Origin of the sequence: Sphingomonas sp. CFBP9019 (genome assembly GCF_034045155.1) — a bacterium.
GTDB lineage: Bacteria > Pseudomonadota > Alphaproteobacteria > Sphingomonadales > Sphingomonadaceae > Sphingomonas > Sphingomonas aerolata.
The window spans coordinates 49,559-66,061 of the sequence record NZ_JAXCWK010000004.1 but is presented as its reverse complement, the minus strand read 5'-3'; the positions used below and the strand labels follow the sequence as shown (position 1 = coordinate 66,061).

13 protein-coding genes and 1 tRNA gene are annotated in these 16,503 nt (G+C 66.0%); 12 read left to right on the top strand and 2 right to left on the bottom strand.

Annotated elements, in window-relative coordinates:
• The first annotated feature begins 8 nt into the window (after positions 1-8).
• The 6 genes from SOM18_RS11870 (at position 9) to SOM18_RS11845 (ending at position 5,550) form a co-directional block, all read left to right on the top strand.
• Positions 9-1,100, top strand: coding sequence for a flagellar basal body P-ring protein FlgI (locus tag SOM18_RS11870; RefSeq protein ID WP_031440260.1), 1,092 nt, complete (start codon positions 9-11; stop codon positions 1,098-1,100).
• Entirely contained in the window at positions 1,097-1,426 is a 330-nt protein-coding gene (locus tag SOM18_RS11865) for a rod-binding protein (protein WP_031440261.1), read from the top strand. The genes SOM18_RS11870 and SOM18_RS11865 overlap by 4 nt, the downstream gene beginning before the upstream one ends.
• On the top strand, positions 1,423-2,772 hold the full coding sequence (flgK, locus tag SOM18_RS11860) for a flagellar hook-associated protein FlgK (protein WP_320481754.1): 1,350 nt from the start codon (positions 1,423-1,425) through the stop codon (positions 2,770-2,772). Before SOM18_RS11865 ends, flgK begins: the two co-directional genes overlap by 4 nt.
• Positions 2,773-2,777: 5 nt before the next feature.
• Entirely contained in the window at positions 2,778-3,671 is an 894-nt protein-coding gene (locus SOM18_RS11855) for a flagellin (RefSeq protein WP_031441538.1), read from the top strand.
• Positions 3,672-3,782: 111 nt separating this feature from the next.
• The gene (motA, locus tag SOM18_RS11850) at positions 3,783-4,646 is read left to right on the top strand and encodes a flagellar motor stator protein MotA (RefSeq protein ID WP_031441539.1); all 864 of its coding nucleotides are present in this window, start codon (positions 3,783-3,785) and stop codon (positions 4,644-4,646) included.
• Between the two features lies 1 nt (position 4,647).
• Entirely contained in the window at positions 4,648-5,550 is a 903-nt protein-coding gene (locus SOM18_RS11845) for a flagellar motor protein MotB (RefSeq protein ID WP_031441540.1), read from the top strand.
• A 137-nt stretch (positions 5,551-5,687) separates the two neighbouring features.
• Here SOM18_RS11845 and SOM18_RS11840 read toward each other — a convergent pair whose 3' ends face one another.
• The gene (locus SOM18_RS11840; protein WP_031394198.1) at positions 5,688-6,179 is read right to left on the bottom strand and encodes a MucR family transcriptional regulator; all 492 of its coding nucleotides are present in this window, start codon (positions 6,177-6,179) and stop codon (positions 5,688-5,690) included.
• A gap of 585 nt (positions 6,180-6,764) precedes the next feature.
• Positions 6,765-6,851 (bottom strand) — tRNA-Leu (locus tag SOM18_RS11835).
• A 102-nt stretch (positions 6,852-6,953) separates the two neighbouring features.
• On the opposite strand from SOM18_RS11835, the gene SOM18_RS11830 reads away from it, so the two are divergent.
• The 6 genes from SOM18_RS11830 to SOM18_RS11805 all read left to right on the top strand — a co-directional run bounded on the left by SOM18_RS11830 (position 6,954) and on the right by SOM18_RS11805 (position 16,501).
• The gene (locus SOM18_RS11830) at positions 6,954-7,931 is read left to right on the top strand and encodes a complex I NDUFA9 subunit family protein (protein ID WP_042467568.1); all 978 of its coding nucleotides are present in this window, start codon (positions 6,954-6,956) and stop codon (positions 7,929-7,931) included.
• 72 nt (positions 7,932-8,003) lie between these two features.
• Positions 8,004-8,813 (top strand): undecaprenyl-diphosphate phosphatase, encoded by an 810-nt coding sequence (locus SOM18_RS11825; RefSeq protein ID WP_031441542.1) that lies wholly within the window; start codon positions 8,004-8,006, stop codon positions 8,811-8,813.
• 152 nt (positions 8,814-8,965) lie between these two features.
• On the top strand, positions 8,966-10,408 hold the full coding sequence (locus tag SOM18_RS11820; protein ID WP_320481753.1) for an NAD(P)-dependent oxidoreductase: 1,443 nt from the start codon (positions 8,966-8,968) through the stop codon (positions 10,406-10,408).
• Positions 10,405-10,986 (top strand): DUF2059 domain-containing protein, encoded by a 582-nt coding sequence (locus SOM18_RS11815; RefSeq protein ID WP_031441543.1) that lies wholly within the window; start codon positions 10,405-10,407, stop codon positions 10,984-10,986. Before SOM18_RS11820 ends, SOM18_RS11815 begins: the two co-directional genes overlap by 4 nt.
• A 2-nt stretch (positions 10,987-10,988) precedes the next feature.
• Positions 10,989-15,503, top strand: a complete 4,515-nt coding sequence (gltB, locus tag SOM18_RS11810; protein ID WP_031441544.1) for a glutamate synthase large subunit — start codon at positions 10,989-10,991, stop codon at positions 15,501-15,503.
• Between the two features lie 323 nt (positions 15,504-15,826).
• Positions 15,827-16,501, top strand: coding sequence for a glutathione S-transferase family protein (locus SOM18_RS11805; protein ID WP_031396481.1), 675 nt, complete (start codon positions 15,827-15,829; stop codon positions 16,499-16,501).
• The last annotated feature ends 2 nt before the right edge of the window (positions 16,502-16,503 follow it).

Sequence of the window (16,503 nt, the reverse complement as noted above, 5' to 3'; positions counted from 1 at the left end):
CCGTGACCATGCGCTTCCTGCTCACCCTCCTCGCCTCGCTCCTGATCGCAGCACCGGCGTCTGCAGACCGGATCAAGGACCTGGGCGGGTTCCAGGGGATTCGGTCGAACCAGCTGACCGGCTACGGCATCGTCGTCGGGCTGCCCGGCACGGGCGACGACAATCTGGAATATACCGTCCAGTCGCTGAAAGCCGTCGCGTCGCGCTTCGGGCTGCAGCTGCCGCCCAACGCCAATCCGGGGATGAAGAACGCCGCGGTGGTGATGATCACCGCCGAACTGCCGCCCTTCGCCAAGCCCGGCCAGCGGCTCGACATCACCGTCGCGTCGATGGGCAAGGCCAAGAGCTTGCGCGGCGGCAGCCTGATCATGACGCCGCTGCTCGGCGCGGATAACCAGATCTATGCGATGGCGCAGGGCAATCTCGCGGTCGGCGGGCTCGGCGCGGAAGGTGCGGATGGGTCGAAGATCGTCGTCAACATCCCCTCGACCGGGCGCATCCCCGAGGGCGCAACGGTCGAACGGGCGGTTGCGACCGGGTTCGACAGCGCGCCGATGCTGACCTTCAACCTTGCGCGTGCCGATTTCACGACCGCGCAGAACGTCGCGGGCGCGATCAATTCGAAGCTCGGCTTCGGCAGCGCGCAGGCGATCGACGCGGTTTCGGTCGCGGTCCGCGCGCCGGTCGGTGCGGACGTTCGTGCGACCCTGATGTCGACGATCGAGAATCTCGACGTGGTCTCCGCCGAGCCCTCGGCAAAAGTAATCGTAAATGCGCGCACCGGTACGGTCGTTATAAACTCCGCGGTGCGCGTGGGGCCTGCCGCAGTGACGCATGGGAAGCTGACGGTGCGGATCGACGAGAAGCCACAGGTGAGCCAGCCCGCGCCGTTCAGCCAGGGCCAGACCGTCGTCACGCCGAACAGCGCGGTCGCGGTCGAGGAGGAACGTCGCCCGATGTTCCTGCTGAACCCCGGCCCCAGGCTCGCCGACATCGTCAAGGCGGTGAACGCGATCGGCGCGTCGCCCGCCGATCTGGTCGCAATCCTCGAGGCGCTGAAGGAAGCCGGCGCGCTCAAGGCCGAGTTGATCGTCCTGTGAGCCCGATCGCAGCCCCCGGCCCGATCGATGCGGGCGGCATCTCGACCGATACGAGCCGGCTGAAGTCGAACGACAATCTCGACAAGGCGGGCAAGAAGTTCGAGGCGGTCTTCACCGGCATGATGCTGAAGAGCATGCGCCAGGCGAAATTGAGCGATTCGCTGTTCGAATCCAAGGCGCTCGACACCTTTACCGAGATGCAGGACGCCCGCGTCGCGCAGACCATGGCCGAGCACACGCCGCTCGGCATCGGCAAGGCGATGACCGATTTCCTCGCCAAATCGCAATCCGATCTTAACCCGGGCGCGGCAGAGCCGTCGCCATGAGCGACCTCCTGTCGATCGGCGCGTCGGGCGTGCGGGCGTACCAGACCGCGCTGAACACCGTGTCCGAGAACATCGCGAACACCGGCACCGCGGGTTATACCCGGCGTACGACGAATCTCGGCCAGGTGACCTCGATCGGCAGCGGGATCAATGCGAGCGTCGCGACGGGCAGCAACGGCGTCACCGTCACCGGCATCTCGCGCTCGGCCGACACGTTCCGTTCGCTCGCGGTCCGCAACGCCGGGTCGGATCTTGCCAGGACGGAGACCGCGGCGGCCTGGCTCGGGCGGATCGAGACGTCGCTGACCGACAACAAGCTCGGCGATCGTCTCACCAGCTTCTTTTCCGCCGCGCAGACCTTGTCGGCGGACCCGACCTCGGTGCCGGCCCGGTCGGTGATGCTCGAATCCGCGACCAGCGCGGCCGCGGCGTTCACCGCGACGGGCAAGGCGCTCGACACCGCGGCGGCCGACCTCGACACCGCGACGCGCCAGGCGACGCAGACGCTCAATTCGTTCGGTACCGCGCTCGCCAAGGTCAATGACGGCATCGCGCGTAGCCAGAAGGGGTCGACCAACGCCGCGCAGCTCGGCGACCAGCGCGACCAGTTGCTCGAGCAGATGAGCACGATCACCGATATCAGTACGGAGTTCGACGATCTCGGCCGTGCGACGGTGCGGCTGGGCGGGGCGAGCGGCCCGGTATTCGTGGCGGGCCCCGATGCGGGCAATGTCAGCTATCTGAAGAATGACGAGGGCGCGGTCGGGTTCGTCGTGCAGCGGACGGGCACGACATCGGCGGTGACGCCGTCGGGCGGCGCCCTGGCCGGCTATGCCGAGGGCGCGCAGAAGATCGTCGCGGCGCGCGACACGCTGAACGGCATCGCGACCGACTTCACCACGCAGGTCAACGCCATCCAGGCGCAGGGGCGCGATCTCGACGGCAAGGCGGGCGCGCCGTTGTTCAAGACCGGCGACACGCCGACCAGCATCACCGTCGCGCTGACCGACCCGCGCGGCATTGCCGCGGCGGGCGCGACCGGCGGCGCGCGCGATGCGTCGAACCTGACCGCACTGCTTGCGACGCGCGACCCGACGACGGGCGGCGAACAGCGGCTGACCAACATGATCACGAGCAACGCGGCGTCGCTCGAACAGCGCAGGCTGGTCGGCGATGCGCAGGGCGCGATCCGCGACGGCGCGGTGACCGCACGCGATTCGGGCAGCGGTGTCGACCTCGACAGCGAGGCGGTCGACCTGCTCCGCTTCCAGCAGGCCTATCAGGCGTCGAGCCGCGTCATCCAGACCGCGCGCGACATCCTCCAGACCATCCTCGAGATCCGGTAGGCCTTATGCAGATCGCGACCAGCCTGTTCTACGACCGCTCGGCCAAGGCGATGAATGCGCTGTCGAAGCAGGCGGACGCATTGCAGACGCAGATCTCGACCACCAAGAAATTCACCGCGCCCTCGTCCGACAGCGCCGCCTATCAGCGGCTGGCGGGGCTCGCGCGGGATGCCGTCGACGACAAGGCCTATGCCGCGAACCTGACGACCGCCGCATCGGTGCTGAAACAGTCGGATACCACGCTCAGCGCGATCACCGCGCAGTTGCAGCGCGTGTCCGAACTCACGGTGCAGGCGCGCAATGGCACGCTGAGCGGCGATGCGCGCAAGGCGATCGGCGTCGAAATTGCGGGGATCGTCGATACGATCGCGAGTCTCGCGAACGTGAAGGACCTGCGTGGCCAGCCGATCTTCGGCGGCGCGGACGGCGGGCCCGCGGCGGTGAAGCAGGCCGATGGCAGCTATGCGCTGGCCGCGACCAGCGTCTCGCCGATCCCGGTCGGCGACGGCGCAAGCGTCCAGGCGAACGAATCGGCGTCGCGCGTGCTGCGCGCCGACGGCAAGGACACGCTGGCGGTATTGAGCGCGATCGCGACCGCGCTCCAGGCCGAAAGCTACGATCCCGCCTCGCTCGATACCGCGCTCGACGATCTGTCGGCGGCGTCGGAACAGGTGTCGTCGATCCAGGCGTCGCTCGGTGCGCGCGCGTCGCGGGTCGATCTGGAAACCGCCCGGCTGAAGGACGTCGCGGTCGACCGCGAGGATACCCGCCAGTCGATCGAGGGCACCGACATCACGACGGCGATCACCGAATTGCAGAAGACGATGACGATCCTGTCGGCGACTCAGGCGAGCTTCTCGAAGCTCAGCGCGCTGTCGCTGTTCGATTATCTTCGCTGAGCGCATTTATAGGACGGATCGGGCGGGTCCGGTAACCGGATGGCTACGAAATCCGGTTAATCTTCCGGTGACAGGGCCGGCGTTCCGGGCTTTGGGGGAATTTCCAGCACCATGTTTCCGATTATCGGCATCGTCGTTTTGCTCGTCATGGTGTTCGGCGGCTTTGCGTTCACCGGCGGGGCGCTCGGCCCCGTGCTTGAGGCGATCCCGCACGAGATGCTCATCATCGGCGGTGCCGCCGCCGGCGCTCTGATCATCGGCAATTCGGGCAAGGAGCTCAAAGGTCTCGGCGGCGGGCTGATGAAGGTGTTCAAGGGCCCGAAATACAAGAAGCAGGATTATCTCGACGTCATCTTCCTCGTCAGCAAGCTGATGAAGATGTTGCGCGTCGACGGGCCGATCGCGCTCGAGCCGCATGTCGAGGATCCCAATTCCTCCGCGGTGTTCGCCGAATACCCCAAGCTGCTGAAGAACCACGCGCTGATCAACCTGATCGCCGACACGCTGCGCCTCGTCGTGGTGTCGAGCGGTACGCTCGACGTGCACGCGGTCGAGGAGGTGATGGACCAGTCGATCAAGACGCATCATCACGAGGAGGAAAGCGCGCACGGCACGCTGACCAGCCTCGCCGACGCGCTGCCCGCGCTCGGCATCGTCGCGGCGGTGCTCGGCGTGGTGAAGACGATGGGATCGATCGACAAGCCGCCGTCGGTGCTCGGCTCGATGATCGGGTCGGCGCTGGTCGGCACGTTCATGGGCGTGCTGCTGGCCTATGGCATGGTCGCGCCGCTCGCGAACCGGCTGAAGCAGGTGCTCGACGCGGACGCCTCGATCTACGGCGTGGTGAAGCAGATCATCATCGCCTCGCTCCACGGCCATCCGCAGCCGCTGGTGATCGAGGCGGCGCGCTCGGGGATCGCGCATCGCAACCAGCCGGGCTTCGCCGAAGTCTTTGACGGGCTGCGCGGGAAGTAGGATGGCACGCGCGCCGCACGGGGCGAACCAGCCGCCCAAGATCATCGTCAAGAAGGTCTATATCGAGGGCCATGGCGGCCATCATGGCGGTGCCTGGAAGGTCGCCTATGCCGATTTCGTGACCGCGATGATGGCGTTCTTCCTGCTGCTGTGGATCCTCGGCGCGACGACCGAGAAACAGCGCAAGGGCATTGCCGACTATTTCGCGCCGACGCTGATCGACACGCACACGCTGGGGATCGGCGGCGGTGCGCTGCTCGGTGGCGAATCGATCCTGTCGAAGAACAAGATCGGTCCGCAAGCGGGGCAGACCAGCCTGCCGCAGATCGCCATTCCGAATGCGGGCGCGGGCGGCGCGGACACCGGCACCGGACCCAAGGGCAACAAGAAGGGGCTCGACGCGCTGAATGCGGAGGATCGCCGCAATTTCGACGCGATGCGCCGCAAGGTGCTCCGCCAGATCGAACAGTCGAAGAACCTGTCGCGTCTCGCGAGCCACATCCGCTTCGTGCCGACGCAGGACGGGATGCGCATCGACCTGATCGACGATGCCGATTATTCGATGTTCGCGCTGGGCACGACGGCGCTCGATGCCAGGGCAGGCGATCTGATCGGGATGATCGCGGGATCGATCGCCGGGTCGGCCAACCCGATCATGATCCGCGGGCACACCGACAGCGTGCCCTATGGCGATCCGCGCGCGATGAACAACTGGATGCTCTCGTCGGGCCGCGCCGAGGCGACACGACGGCGGCTGCTCGCCGGCGGCACGCCCGAGGCGCGCTTCGAACGGATCGAGGGTGTCGCGGACCGCGAGCCGCTGATCGTCAAGAACCCGAGCGATCCGCGCAACCGGCGCGTCGCGATCACCCTGCTCTACCGTCGGGGTCGTTTCGGCAGCTAGCCCGGCGTGACGACCCGGCCGGTGTCCGCCGGGGTGGTGAGGGGCGGCAACGGCGCGTGCGCCCTGCCTAATGCGAAAAGGGGCCGGTGGCGAACCACCGGCCCCTGCAGGCGCTCAGATCGGTCGGCCTGCGTCGATTATTCGGCGACAGCCTCGACCTTGCGCTTGCGCTGCGGCGCGGCAGCCGGGGCTTCGGTCTTGCGGGCGCCGGGCTTGCGACCGAGACCGATCTTCTTGGCCATGGCACGGCGGCTTTCCGAATAGGTCTCGGCGACCATTGGATAGTCCGGCTTCAGCCCGTAGCGTTCGCGATATTCGATCGGCGTCATGCCGTGCGTCGCCAGGTGACGGCGCAGTGTCTTGTACGGCTTGCCGTCGATCATCGAGATGATGTGATCTTTCGATGCCAGCGATTTCCGGACCGAGACTGCCGGGGTGTATTCGGCGACGGGCTCGACCACGGGCTCCTCCGTCGACGTGCCCAGCAATGCAGACACGGTGTCGTGCATCTTGCCGAGGAACGACGGAACCTCTTCGGCGGACGTGCGCGTATTGGGGTTTGTCAGCCACGCGATCGTCAGTTCGGTCGCCAATTCAACAGCGTTCAGCTCAATAATGTCTTCGGACATGATATGCTCCAGTCTTTGATCGACGCCTACGCCTATAGCACCCTATAATCAACATCCGATTTGAACCTATTATGCCATTTGCTATGCATTTTCTTCCAAAAGCCGTGCCGCACGGTATCAAGACGCAATTTTCCCGGCTTGGATGCAGTCTCGAGGAAGATCGGGAAGTGGTCTGGGCAGACACTTACTATAGGGGATAATGTCCGATATCTTCATTAACTATGATGCAGATCAGGCCTGATTGATCCGTGGAATGAATATGGGACCGATACCATGGACCTGAATGCTACTGCGGAGGAAGGACGGTCGACCCGAACCCGTCACTGTCTTTGACGGTCCTTCCGAAGTCTGGGGCGGCGTGTGGCTGAGGTCGGCCGGCTGAAGCCGGACGCGTGTGCCGCAGTGCATCGAACCCGGGCAGCAGGCCTAGCGCTGGAGCGCTGATCTGACGGGGGCGGACCGGGCTTCGGTTGCCGAGGTGGTCGGTAGTGTGTGAGCTAAGATCTGATTGCTTGGGGCATTGCCGATCGGCCGCCCGACGGATCGCCTTAGGCGCTGACCGTCGTCTCACCCACCTGGTGAGAATGGTGCCCGGAAGAGGACTCGAACCTCCACGACCTTGCGATCGCCAGCACCTGAAGCTGGTGCGTCTACCAATTCCGCCATCCGGGCACGGGGTAGGAGGGCGCCTCTAGTGGAGGGTTGCGATGCTTGTCAACAACCCTCTTGCTGGGGCAAAGGGCGGGCAGGCATAAAGAATTGGACGGACGGGCGATGAACGACAGACTGGTGACGCTGATCGGGGGCGGAGGTTTCGTCGGCCGCTATGTCGCGCAGGCGCTGCTGGCGTCGGGTGCGCGGGTCCGGATCGCACAGCGCGATCCGCGGCAGGCGTTTTTTCTCAAGCCACTTGGCGGGCTCGGGCAGACGCAATTTGTCGGCGCCGACGTGACCAAGCCCGCGACGATCGCGCAGGCGGTGCAGGGTGCGGACATCGTCGTGAACCTGGTCGGGGTGCTGGCGGGTGATTTCCACGGCGTCCAGGCGCTCGGCGCGCGGACCGTGGCGGAGGCAGCCGCCAAGGCGGGGGTCGGCGCGCTGGTCCATGTCTCGGCGATCGGTGCGGACGCCGCATCGGACTCGGCCTATGGCAAGTCGAAGGGCGAGGGCGAGGCGGCGGTCCGCGCGGCCTTCCCCAACGCGACGATCCTGCGGCCGTCGATCATCTTCGGGCAGGAGGATCAGTTCGTGAACCGCTTCGCCGGAATGATCGCCAAGGCGCCGGTCGTGCCCGTGCTGCGCGCTGGAGCCAAGTTCCAGCCCGTGTTCGTCGGCAACGTCGCGGACGCGATCGTCGCCGCGGCCTCGGCTCCCGAGACGTTCGGCGGCAAGACGCTGGAGATTGGCGGGCCGGACGTCATCACCATGGGCAACCTGATCCGCTGGATCGCCGCCGCAATCGGCCGCGAACCGTCGATCGTCGAATTGCCCGATTTTGCCGGGGCACTGATCGCCAAGGCCGGGTTCCTTCCAGGCGCGCCGATCACCCAGGATCAGTGGCGGATGCTGCAGAGCGACAATATCGTCACCGGGGTCGACGGGCTGAAGGCGATGGGGATCGAGGCGACGCCGATGTCGACGGTCGCGCCGGGCTGGCTCGTCCGTTTCCGCAAGGCTGGGCGGTTCGGTCGCCGTGCCGCAACTCGGGCCGACACCCAGGTGGACACGCATTCGGCGACCCACGTGGTCTGATCCCGATGCGGGTCCAGCCGCCATCGACACTGATCGACCAGTCCTGATTCACCGCGCTGCGGGAGCTTTTGCGTGTCCGAACTTCTTACCGTCATCCTTCTCGGCATCGTCGAGGGGATCACCGAATTCCTGCCGGTCTCGTCGACAGGCCATCTCATCCTCGCGACGCGGCTGCTCGGCTATGATGCGGGGCGCTGGGAGGTGTTCAACGTCGTCATCCAGCTCGGCGCGATCCTTGCGATCGTGGTCCTGTACTGGCGGACCTTCTGGGCGGTGGGCATGGGCCTCATTCGCCGCGAGCCGAAATCCTGGCTGTTTCTGCGCAATCTGGTGGTCGCCTTCATCCCTGCCGCGGTGATCGGGCTGGCGCTGCACCATTATATCGAGGCGCTGCTCGGCAATGCCGAGGTGGTCGCGATCGCGCTGGTCGTTGGCGGCTTCGCCATTCTAGCGGTCGAGCGGTTCGCACCGCGCAGCGACATAAGCGGTGTCGCTGACATCCCGCTGCGCACCGTCGTCGGGATCGGCCTGCTCCAGTGCCTCGCGATGATCCCTGGCGTCAGCCGCTCGGGCGCAACGATCCTCGGGGCGCTGGCACTCGGCGTCGAGCGGCGCACCGCCGCCGAGTTCAGCTTCTTCCTCGCCATCCCCACGATGCTGGGGGCGAGCGGGCTCGAACTGATGAAGAACCATGCGGCGCTGACCAGCGGCGAGGGTGTCGGCCTGCTGTCGATCGCGATCGGCGCGCTCGTTTCGTTCGTCGTCGCGTTGCTGGTGGTCAAATGGTTCGTCGGAATCGTCACCAAGCACGGGTTTGTGCCGTTTGCATGGTATCGCATCGCCGCGGGCTCCGCCGCGCTGGTATGGCTCCTATCGAAATAGGTCCGAGTCGGGATATATTCCGTGAGATTTGTGAATATATCCCCCGACCTGCGAGATTTGGCGTAATATATAGGTCAGTTTAGCTGACATAATAGGCGTTTTTGCCGTGACAAACCTTCGACGACGCAATAACGCGATTGTCGGAGGCATAAATGGCGAACGATTCGATGCTCAAATTCGTCGGGCGGGAGCAATCCTATCCCGACAAGCGTAATGCGGTGGAACGCGCGGACGATTTCCGCGAGATCGCCGCGCGCTATGCAGTCGAACCCGCCGAGGAGCAGGCGGGGCGCTGTTCGCAATGCGGCGTGCCCTATTGCTCGGTCCATTGTCCGCTCCACAATCATATCCCCGACTGGCTGCGCCTGACCGCTGAGGGCCGGCTTCGCGAGGCGTATGAGCTCAGCAACGCGACCTCGACCATGCCCGAGATCTGCGGTCGCATCTGTCCGCAGGACCGGCTGTGCGAGGGTAATTGCGTCATCGAGTTCACGGGCCACGGCGCGGTCACGATCGGCTCGGTCGAGAAGTTCATCACCGACACCGCCTGGGAGAATGGCTGGGTCGAGCCGCTGGTCCCCGGCAAGTCTCGCGGCCAGTCGGTCGGCGTGATCGGGGCAGGGCCTGCCGGGCTGAGCGCCGCCGAATATCTGCGCGGCCACGGCTATGACGTGCACGTCTATGATCGTTACGACCGCGCGGGCGGCCTGCTCACTTATGGCATTCCCGGGTTCAAGCTCGAAAAGCCGATTGTCATGCGTCGGGTCGAGCGACTGAAGACCGCGGGCATCGTGTTCCACGAAGGCTTTGCGGTCGGTGACGACGCCAGCCTCGACGAGCTGAGGCAGCGCCACGACGCGATCCTGATCGCGACCGGCGTGTACAAGGCGCGCGCGATGGACCTGCCCGGTGGCGGTTCCAATGGCGTGGTGGCGGCGCTCGACTTCCTCGTCGCGTCGAACCGCAAGGGTTTCGGTGATGCGGTCCCCGCGTTTGACGACGGCAGCCTGAATGCCGAGGGCAAGGACGTCGTCGTGATCGGCGGCGGCGATACCGCGATGGACTGTGTCCGCACCGCGATCCGCCAGGGCGCCAAGTCGGTGAAATGCCTCTATCGCCGCGACCGCGCGAACATGCCCGGGTCGCAGCGCGAAGTCGCCAATGCCGAGGAGGAGGGCGTCGAATTCGTTTGGTTGTCGGGCCCGCAGAGCTTCGACGGCGGCGAGAGCGTGTCGAGCGTCAAGGTGCGCAAGATGCGTCTGGGCGCAGCCGATGCGAGCGGTCGCCGCACGCCCGAACCCGATCCTGCCGGTGACTATTCGGTCGATGCCGACCTGGTCATCAAGGCGCTGGGCTTCGATGCCGAGGACCTGCCGACCTTGTTCGCGACGCCCGAACTGGGGGTAAGCCGCTGGGGTACCGTGCTGGTCGATGGCAAGACGCTGATGACCAGCCTCGACGGCGTGTTCGCAGCGGGCGACATCGTCCGCGGCGCAAGCCTGGTCGTGTGGGCGATCCGCGACGGCCGCGACGTGGCGGCGACGATGCACAAATATCTCAAGACCAAGGCTGCGAACGCGAAGGTCGCGGCATGAGGCTCGGGTTTCTTGGGGCGGTGTTGCTGGCGGGTGCGGTAGTCCCGTCGGCGGCGCATGCGCAGGCACCGCCTGTTGCCGCCGCGGCCCCTGATCCGGCCCGACTCGCAGCAGCGCGCGAATTGATCGACGTCTTGATGCCGCCCGAATCGCGCGCGCGGATGATCGAGGGCATGATCGCGCCGATGTTGGGCAATCTCCAGCAGGGCATGGCGCAGAGCCCGATGTTCAGCAGCGCAATGGCTAAAAATCCGCAGATGCAGGCGCAGTTTGCCGCCTTCATGAACCAGCAGCAGACTCGCACGCTGACGTTGATGCGCGACGGCATGCCGGGCATGTTCGATGCGATGGCGCGTGCCTATGCGCGCCGCTTCGACGTCGCCCAGTGTCGCGACATCAAGGCGTTCTTCGCGACGCCGAGCGGACGCCTGTACATGCAGCAGTCGCTGACGATCATGGCCGATCCTGACGTCGCCGCGTGGCAGCGGTCGATGATGGAATCCTCGATGCGCCACATGCAGGCCGATGTCGCCGAATTCGCCAAGCAGGTTGCCACGCCCGAGCAAAAGAAGAAGTGACGATGACCGACTCCAGCACCGATCAGCGCCAATATCTCGCCGAGCACGGCATGTACCGTCCCGAATTCGAGGGTGATGCCTGCGGCGTGGGTCTCGTCGCCGCGACCGATGGCCGCGCGTCGCGGCGCGTCGTGCAGTCCGCGGTCGATGCGCTGAAGGCGGTGTGGCACCGCGGCGCGGTCGATGCGGACGGCAAGACCGGTGATGGCGCAGGTCTTCACATCGACCTTCCGCTCAAGTTCTTCGACGATGCGGTCGCCGCTTCGGGGCACAAGGTGCGGCCGAACCGGCTCGCGGTCGGCATGATCTTCCTGCCGCGCACCGATCTGGGGGCGCAGGAGGATTGCCGGACGATCGTCGAGAGCGCGATCATCGAGGCGGGCTATACCATCTATGGCTGGCGCCAGGTGCCCGTCGACGTGTCGGTGATCGGCCAGAAGGCGCAGGCGACGCGCCCCGAGATCGAGCAGATCATGATCGCCGGGCCGCTGCCCGAAGAACAGGACGCCGCCGAGTTCGAGAAGACGCTGTACCTGGTCCGCAGGCGTATCGAGAAGCGCGTGATCGCGGCGCAGATCCAGGGCTTCTACATCTGTTCGCTGTCGTGCCGCTCGATCATCTACAAGGGGCTCTTCCTCGCCGAATCGCTGTCGGTCTTCTATCCCGATTTGTGCGACCAGCGGTTCGAGAGCCGCGTCGCGATCTTCCATCAGCGCTATTCGACCAACACCTTCCCGCAATGGTGGCTGGCGCAACCGTTCCGGTGCCTTGCGCATAACGGCGAAATCAACACGATCCGCGGCAACAAGAACTGGATGCTCTCCCACGAGATCCGGATGGCGAGCCTCGCGTTCGGCGATAATTCGGAGGACATCAAGCCGGTGATCCCGGCAGGCGCGTCCGATACCGCCGCGCTCGATGCGGTGTTCGAGGCGATCTGCCGCTCGGGCCGCGACGCGCCGACCGCCAAGCTGATGCTGGTGCCCGAGGCCGCGAGCCCCGACATGCCGCCCGAGCACCGCGCGATGTACCAGTATCTGGCGTCGGTGATGGAGCCGTGGGACGGCCCGGCCGCGCTGGCGATGACCGATGGCCGCTGGGCCGTCGCAGGCATGGACCGCAACGCGCTCAGGCCGCTGCGCTACACGTTGACCGTCGACGGGCTGCTGATCGTTGGATCGGAAAGCGGGATGGTCGTCGTCCCCGAATCGACGATCATCGCCAAGGGGCGGCTCGGGCCGGGCGAGATGATCGCGGTCGACCTCGACGAAGGGCGGCTGCTGCAGGACCGCGCGGTCAAGGATCGCATCTCCGGCGAGGCGGACTATGCCGCGATGATCGGCGAGTTCCACACGCTGGCAGACCTGCCGTCGGTCGAGGACGCCGTGGTCCGCTATGATCGCGCCGAGTTGGCACGACGCCAGGTCGCGGCCGGGCAGACGATCGAGGACATGGAGCTGATCCTGTCGCCGATGGTCGAATCGGCCAAGGAAGCGATCGGATCGATGGGCGACGACACGCCGCTCGCGGTCATTTCGGACAAGCCGCGGCTGATCAGCCAGTTCTTCCGCCAGAATTTCAGCCAGGTGACCAACCCGCCGATCGATCCTCTGCGCGAGCGGCACGTGATGTCGCTCAAGACGCGGTTCGGCAATCTCGCCAACATCCTCGACGTGCGCGATCAGCGCGAGCGCGTGCTGGTGCTCGATTCACCGGTCCTCACCGGTGAGCATTGGGCGCGGCTGAAGGCGCATTTCGGCGGCGCGGTCGCCGAGATCGATTGCACCTTCGATGCCGGCGGCGGCCCGGAAAAGCTGCGCGCGGCGATCCAGCGGATCCGCAACGAGGCCGAGCAGGCGGTCCGCCAGGGCAAGAGCGAGCTGTTCCTGACCGACGAGGCGATCGGCGAGGACCGGGTCGGCATCGCCGGCGTGCTCGCGGTGGCTGCGGTGCACACGCATCTCGTCCGTCGCGGCCTGCGCTCCTATGCGTCGATCAACGTGCGGACGGCGGAATGCCTCGACACGCATTATTATGCGGTGCTGATCGGCGTTGGCGCGACCACCGTGAACGCCTATCTCGCCGAGGCCGCGATCGTCGATCGCCAGAGCCGCGGGCTGTTCGGTGATCTCGATCTGGCCGAATGCCTCCGCCGCCACCGTGTTGCGGTCGAGGAGGGGCTGCTCAAGATCATGTCGAAGATGGGCATCGCGGTCATCTCGTCCTACCGCGGCGGCTATAATTTCGAGGCGGTCGGCCTGTCGCGCAGCCTGGTGAACGACCTGTTCCCCGGCATGCCCGCGAAGATCAGCGGCGAGGGCTATGCCTCGCTTCACGTCAACGCGACCGATCGCCACGAGGCGGCGTTCGATCCGGCGGTCGCGACGCTGCCGATCGGCGGATTCTATCGCCAGCGCCACACCGGCGAGACGCATGCCTATTCGGCGCAGCTGATGCATCTGCTCCAGACCGCGGTCGCGACCGACAGCTATACGAGCTATCTGCAATTCTCGCGCGGGGTGTCGGACCTGCCGCCGGTGTATCTGCGCGACCTTCTCCAGTTCAACTTCCCGGCCGAAGGCGTGCCCGTCGACCAGGTCGAGGCGATCACCGAGATCCGCAAGCGGTTCGTGACGCCGGGCATGTCGCTCGGTGCGCTCTCCCCCGAGGCGCACGAGACGCTGGCGATCGCGATGAACCGGATCGGCGCGAAGGCGGTGTCGGGCGAGGGCGGCGAGGACAAGTCGCGCTTCGTGCCGTACGCGAACGGCGACAATGCGAACTCGACGATCAAACAGATCGCCTCCGGCCGGTTCGGCGTGACCGCGGAATATCTGAACGCGTGCGAGGAGATCGAGGTCAAGGTCGCGCAGGGCGCCAAGCCCGGCGAGGGCGGCCAGCTCCCCGGCTTCAAGGTGACCGAGTTCATCGCCAAGCTGCGTCATGCGACGCCCGGCGTGACGCTGATCTCGCCGCCGCCGCATCACGACATCTACTCGATCGAGGATCTGGCGCAGCTCATCTATGACCTGAAGCAGATCAATCCGCGCGCGCGCGTCTGTGTGAAGCTCGTCAGCTCGGCGGGCATCGGCACCGTGGCGGCGGGCGTCGCGAAGGCACATGCCGACGTGATCCTGATCGCGGGGCATGTCGGCGGGACCGGCGCGTCGCCGCAGACGTCGATCAAATATGCGGGCACGCCGTGGGAAATGGGGCTGTCCGAGGTCAACCAGGTGCTGACGCTCAACGGTCTGCGCGGCCGCGTGCGGCTGCGCACCGATGGCGGGCTCAAGACCGGACGCGACATCGTGATCGCCGCGATCCTCGGCGCGGAAGAGTTCGGGATCGGCACGCTGTCGCTGGTGGCGATGGGCTGCATCATGGTCCGCCAGTGCCATTCGAACACCTGCCCGGTCGGTATCTGCACGCAGAACGACGCGCTCAGGCAGAAGTTCGTCGGCACGCCCGAGAAGGTCATCAACCTGATGACGTTCATCGCCGAGGAAGTCCGCGACATCCTCGCGCGGCTGGGTGTGAAGAGCCTCGACGACGTGATCGGCCGTACCGAGCTGTTGCGGCAGGTCAGCCGCGGTGCCGAGCATCTCGACGATCTCGATCTCAACCCGATCCTTGCCAAGGTCGACGCCTCGGATGCCGAGCGGCGTTTCTCGCTCTCGACCTTCCGCAACGAAGTGCCCGACAGCCTCGACGCGCAGATCATCAAGGATGCCGCGGCGGTGTTCTCGCGCGGCGAGAAGATGCAGCTGACCTATTCGGTGCGCAACACGCACCGTGCGGTGGGGACGCGGCTGTCGAGCGAGATCACGCGCAAGTTCGGCATGTCGACGCTCGCGGACGATCACGTCACGATCCGGTTGCGGGGCTCGGCGGGCCAGTCGCTCGGCGCGTTCCTCTGCAAGGGGATCACGCTCGAGGTGTTCGGCGATTCGAACGACTATGTCGGCAAGGGACTGTCGGGGGGGACGATCATCGTCCGGCCCGCGGTGAGCTCGCCGCTCGCCAGCCAGGACAACACGATCATCGGCAACACCGTGCTCTATGGCGCGACCAGCGGCCGGCTGTTCGCGGCGGGGCAGGCGGGCGAGCGGTTCGCAGTCCGCAACTCGGGTGCGACCGTGGTCGTCGAGGGCTGTGGCGCGAATGGCTGCGAGTACATGACCAACGGAATCGCGGTCGTGCTCGGCGCGGTGGGGGCGAACTTCGGCGCGGGGATGACCGGCGGGATGGCGTTCGTCTATGATCCCGATGGCCTGTTCGCAAAGCGCGCCAACCCCGAGAACATCACCTGGGACCGGGTGAAGTCGCTCCACTGGGCGGACGTCCTGCTCGACCTGGTGCGCGACCATGCGGATACGACCGACAGCAAATGGTCGAAGGGCCTGCTCGAGGACTGGGACCGGGTGGCACCGCATTTCTGGCAGATCGTGCCGAAGGAAATGCTGACGCGCCTGCCGCATCCGCTGGACGACAGCGCGGAGCTGGTCGCGGCGGAATAGCGGTGCTTCCACCACCCCGGCGAAGGCCGGGGCCCAGTTGAAAAGGTCGCAGTAACGGAGCGCGGTGCTTCGTTACCTACGGCCCCCAATTGGGCCCCGGCCTTCGCCGGGGAGGGGGAAAGAAGGGGGTTCACGCGGAGACGCGGAGACGCGGAGCTTGAATCCCCTCGTCGCTTTTCGATCGCGAACGGTGATGAAGGAGCTTCGCTCACAGCGAGCGCAACACCTCCGCGCCTCCGCGCCTCCGCGCGAACCCAATCTTCTTACGCACCGGCAAACCCGCGCTAGTGACACACCCGCCCGATGCCGCCTAAACGGAGGCTATGTGGCAGCTTTATCAATTCCCCTTATGTCCCTTCTCGCGAAAGGTGCGCTTGCTGCTGGGCGAGAAGGGCATCGGCTACGAGCTGGTGCGCGAATCGCCCTGGGAGCGGCGTGACGAGTTCATGGACATGAACCCCGCGGGGCAGACGCCGGTGATGGTCGATGCGTCGCGCGGCGTCGCGCCGCTGATCGATTCGATGGCGATCTGCGAATTTTTCGAGGAAACCGTCGAGAAGTCGGCGATGATCAACGGCACCGCGACCAACCGCGCGGAGATCCGCCGGCTGGTGACGTGGTTCGACACGCATTTCTATCGCGACGTGACCGGCCCGCTGCTCCACGAGCGGATGGTCAAGCGCCTCGCGCACCGCGCCGCACCCGATGCCAAGGGCCTGCGCGAGGCGATGAAGGCGGCGGTGGGGCATCTGGACTACACCGATTACCTGCTCGATCACCGCAACTGGCTCGGCGGCGCGACGATGAGCCTCGTTGATCTGGCCGCCGCGGCGCAGATCTCGGTCACGGATTATCTCGGCGGGATCGACTGGAAGGGGCACGACCAGACGGCACGCTGGTATCGCGGGTTCAAGAGCCGGCCGAGCTTTCGTCCCTTGCTGAGCGAGCGCATGGAATTGATCGCGCCGCCCGCGCATTACGACAATGTGGACTTCTGACG